Here is a 3,034-nt window from a genome sequence, read left to right as displayed (position 1 = left end):
GCTGACATTGTTTGGACTCACACCGAGTACGAGTTTCTCGGCTTCTTGTTGCTGCGCCGTTTCGGCTTGGTGCGATCGATTCCGGTGATCGCTCAGTCAGTGTGGTTGGTCGATACGTGGAAGTCCATGCCACGAGCCCGGAAGGCCTTCTTCACTTGGCTGCTGCGAAAGGCGGACGTATGCACGTTCATGTAACCCGCGAACCATGCGTTCGCAAAACGCAATCGGTGGGGAAGGGATGCCAAACTGATGGATTTCGGCATCTCCATCGATTCATTCAAGCTGCAAGCCCCGCCCCCGCAGGCACGCGCTTTAGAGCACGGTAAGGTCAGGGTCTTGGCGCTCGGCAATGATCGCCATCGCGATTGGGCCACTCTTCACAAGGCGCTGGCAAACAAGGATCAGTTCGAAATCAAAATTGCGTCGAGTACCTTCCCCAAGGAACTTGCCGGTGGAAATATCGAGGCGCAAAAATGTAATCAACGCGAGCTGAAAAGCTTGTACGGTTGGGCGAATGTCGTCTTCGTGCCGCTTGTTGATAACCTTCATGCATCAGGCATTTCCGTCATGCTGGAAGCCACAGCGCTTGGCAAGGCCGTGGTCGCCACCAACACCGGCGGGCTGACCCATTACTTCACCCAGGAGCACGTCTGGTATGTGCCCGTCGGCGACCCCACGCGACTGGCGCAGATCGTGGCCGAGGTTGTCATGGACCCGGCGGCGACTGCCAACAAGATTCGCGCCGCGCAGTCGCGTCTGGTGGAGATGGATTTCACGACCCACGGGTATGCCCGCAGACACGCCCGGCTGAGCGATGCGTTGCTGGATCGTGATTGAGCATCACCGGCGAGCACGGCCACGACGGCATCGGCGCGCTCTGAAATTGTCTTGGCGAGCTTCTTGAAGGGCTCGAGCCGGCAGCGCCTGGCCCCGCAACACTGCGCCGCGCGGCTGCCGCCTCGGCCTCATGCCGCCGGCAGGCCTTCTTTCTTGAGCCGGTAGGCCAGCTGCGGGCGCGTGATGCCGAGCAGCCGCGCCGCCTTGGACAAATTGCCCTTGGCGCGCTGCATCGCCGTTTGCAGCAGCCGCTGCTCCAGCGAGGCCAGATCGATCTGCTGCTCGAGCACCTGCTCGCACAGGCCGGCGAGCGCATCGCCGCGCCTGAGCGTGACCTGGCCGCTGGCATCGATCTGCTTGTCGATCTGCTGGCCGCTGCCCGTGCCCCACAGGTGCAAGGCTTCGATCGTGCCGCCCTCGGGTGCCAGCAGCACGGCGCGCTCGATCACGTTCTCGAGCTCGCGGATGTTGCCCGGCCAGGGGTGGGCGAGCACGTCGCGCAGGGCCCGATCGGTCAGGCCGCGCAGCTTCTTGCCATACAGCTCGCAAAACTTGTCGACGAAGCGCTGCACCAGCGGCGCGATGTCGGCGGTGCGCTCGCGCAGCGGCGGGATCGTGATCGGAAAGGTGTTGAGGCGGTAGAACAAGTCGCTGCGGAACTTGCCCGCCTGCATGGCCTGCTGCAGGTTCACGTTGGTGGCCGCGACGATGCGCACGTTGAGCTTGAGCGGCTCCTCCGATCCCAGGCGCTCGATCTCGCCGGTTTGCAGCACGCGCAGCAGCTTGACCTGCGTGGCCAGCGGCAGGTCGCCGGTCTCGTCGAGGAACAAGGTGCCGTTGTGGGCGCGCTCGAAGCGCCCGGCGCGCGCATGGTGGGCGCCGGTGTAGGCGCCCTTCTCGACGCCGAACAGCTCGGCCTCGATCAGCTCGGACGGAATGGCCGCGCAATTGACGGCGATGAACGGCCCACTGGCGCGCGGGCCGTTGTCGTGCAGCCAGCGCGCGAACACCTCCTTGCCCACGCCCGTCTCGCCGAGCAGCAACACCGTGATCGCGCTGTTGGCGGCGCTGCGCAACAAGTCGAAGGCGGCACGGAAACCGGGCGACACGCCGACCAGCTTGTTGTCGTACTCGCGCCGCGGTTGCACCGCGCGCAGGTGCTCCAGGCCGATGTTGAAGTCGATCAGCTTCTCACCGATGCGCTGCGGGCGGAAGTAGTCGACGTACTCGTCGTCATGCCAGTCTTCGGCCGGCTGGCCGACGATGCGGCACTGGCTGTCGCCCATGCTGCGGCATTCGATCTCTTTGAACGCCACCAACCGGCCGACGAAGGCGCTGGTGTAGCCCGAGGCATAACCGATCTGCTGCCAGCACTGCGGGTCTTCGCCGTAGCCGAAGTCGGCGATGTGCGCCTCGCACTCCCACGAGTTGGTCCACAAAAACTCGCCGAAGAAGTGCTTGGACGCCATGTCCAGCTCGACGTGAATTTTCTCGACCAGCACCGCGCCCTCGATGCTGTGCAGCTGCGGCCCGAGCATGAAGGCCTGTTCGACCGGCATGCCGCCGCGGCGCTCCTTGACCGCCAGCTCGCCGTCACGCTGACCGGAGGCGAAACCCATGCGGATAAGCAGGCCGCGGGCGCGCTTGACACCCAGGGAATCGAGCAACTCCTTGCGCAACTCGGCCAGTGCACGCGTGTGCAGCAGCATCATGCGGTGCTCGTCGAGCCAGATGTGACCCGAGTCGGCATTGAAGCGAAGCAGGGACAGCAGGTCGCCCACGTCTTTGTCTCCGTCAGGACGTCGTCGAAAAGCGCGCCCTTGTCTCTGTCGCTTCATGCTACAGCACGGTCTAGGTGTCCCTGGCGTCTGCGCAGTCAGGGTGAGCGGCCAACCTCGTCCTTCCTGGTCAAGGAAACGGTCGGTCCTTGCGGCGGCGAGAATGAATCGTCGCTGGGACACTGGTGCGTCGAGGGCGGTGCTTGTCACTCGGAGCGCCAACACGCGCAGCTCTTCAGACGTGCCTTGGCCCACTCGCTCATCGAGCCCCGGGCAAAGTTCCGTTGCTGGTCTGTCACTCCGATTGACAAGCCGGCTGCGCTCACGAACTGGTTTCGTAGTGTCGCCATCGGCCGTCCCACTGGCGACGGTCGATCGCCTGGCGCGGCGCTTCAGTGGTAGTCGTCTTCGAGCTGGTG

2 protein-coding genes and 1 pseudogene are annotated in these 3,034 nt (G+C 64.2%); 2 read left to right on the top strand and 1 reads right to left on the bottom strand.

The window, feature by feature from the left end:
• Both RMO12_RS15010 and RMO12_RS15005 read left to right on the top strand, forming a co-directional pair.
• Positions 1 to 195, top strand: a pseudogene (locus tag RMO12_RS15010) (glycosyltransferase family 1 protein); the annotation flags it as partial.
• A 54-nt stretch (positions 196 to 249) separates the two neighbouring features.
• Entirely contained in the window at positions 250 to 837 is a 588-nt protein-coding gene (locus RMO12_RS15005; protein WP_309639889.1) for a glycosyltransferase, read from the top strand.
• A gap of 128 nt (positions 838 to 965) precedes the next feature.
• Here RMO12_RS15005 and RMO12_RS15000 read toward each other — a convergent pair whose 3' ends face one another.
• The gene (locus RMO12_RS15000) at positions 966 to 2,618 is read right to left on the bottom strand and encodes a sigma 54-interacting transcriptional regulator (protein ID WP_309639888.1); all 1,653 of its coding nucleotides are present in this window, start codon (positions 2,616 to 2,618) and stop codon (positions 966 to 968) included.
• Positions 2,619 to 3,034 lie beyond the last annotated feature (416 nt).

Source organism: Methylibium sp., assembly GCF_031393925.1.
In the GTDB taxonomy this organism is placed as follows: domain Bacteria; phylum Pseudomonadota; class Gammaproteobacteria; order Burkholderiales; family Burkholderiaceae_C; genus Methylibium.
Note: the sequence above shows the minus strand (reverse complement) of the source record. Positions and strands in the feature narration are given on the sequence as shown.

Coding starts and splice junctions, on each gene's coding strand:
- RMO12_RS15005 (WP_309639889.1), top strand. CDS start 250: ATGGATTTCGGCATCTCCATCGATTCATTCAAGCTGCAAGCCCCGCCC.